Origin of the sequence: Ancylomarina subtilis, assembly GCF_004217115.1 — a bacterium.
In the GTDB taxonomy this organism is placed as follows: domain Bacteria; phylum Bacteroidota; class Bacteroidia; order Bacteroidales; family Marinifilaceae; genus Ancylomarina; species Ancylomarina subtilis.
In genome coordinates this window covers 1-1094 of record NZ_SHKN01000013.1, presented here as the reverse complement: position 1 = coordinate 1094, position 1094 = coordinate 1, and the positions used below count along the sequence as shown (strand labels likewise).

Genomic DNA, 1094 nt, shown 5'->3' with positions numbered 1-1094 from the left:
TTTAATCCCTCCGCTGTTGCCTATAGCTTGCTTTCTCTTGCCTGGAATCGAAGCGAAAATTTAAAAACAAAGTCAGGCAATGACCCCTAACGGATTTGCTATGTGTTTTGCGGGATTTCGAAGCATTTCACTTTCAAATCCGCACTTAGCCAAAACTTTGATTTACATTAATTCAAATTATAAATTGACAAATCAAAGATTTGGCGGTATTGCAATGGAGAACTACGGTTGATTTACCCGCTGAACCCGCATTACATATAGCTTTTGTTACCACACGTTATTCTATTTTTAATTTCTTTATGATATTTTCAAGAGCTGTATGCTGCGCCTCAGTTAACTTCCCCTTACGTTCACAACTCTTTTTTAACGAAAGAACAAATTCAGTATCAAACCAACTCCTGTCTTCAGCCCATTTCAATACAAGATTAATTCTTGAAAAATTTGTATTTAATTCATAGCTAGTAAAGTCAATTAGTTTTTGATTAATCCTTTCTCTAATGGCAAGCTGTTTCTCTGATAGTTTTCGTTTCCGAATAGTATCTGAATAAAATTTATAATCAAAATCAGATAACACTTTCTTCTTATTTAGGTATTCTAAGACTTCAGAACTCATGCTTTTTGATAGATCATCCTTTAATCGTTTAATTGAAGCTAAAATTTTAGTTCCAGCATCTATCCCTAAAAATTTATTTACACAACAATTCCCAACTTCAGTTTCGTTATTATTTATAGAATTCTTTAGTACACAAATATTTATTATTGGATGATGCCCACAAAGACAGGTTTCTTTTTCTTCGCTTTGGTACACATATTCAAAAGACCACTCATTTTTGGCTGAATTCCAATCGTTAGAATGACTGCGGCTTATTATTTCTTCAATTAACTGATATTCCATGAGTAGATTCTTTATAATGTGTGGTAACGGGCTTGCTAAGTTGTCGGCGGGATATAAAACGACCGCCTTATCAAAGCGAACATAAAGTTAATAAAACGCAGATGTTATGCAAACTATATATCCCCCGCTGCAATTTAGCTTTTGTTAGGGGTGCGGTATTAATTGAGCCTTGCTTGCCTGTCTTTTATAGTTTTAAATT

General features: G+C 33.8%; 1 protein-coding gene. It reads right to left on the bottom strand.

Annotation, left to right across the window (positions count from 1 at the left end):
* Window positions 1-277: 277 nt before the first annotated feature.
* The gene (locus EV201_RS16325; protein WP_130308713.1) at window positions 278-895 is read right to left on the bottom strand and encodes a hypothetical protein; all 618 of its coding nucleotides are present in this window, start codon (window positions 893-895) and stop codon (window positions 278-280) included.
* Window positions 896-1094: the final 199 nt, after the last annotated feature.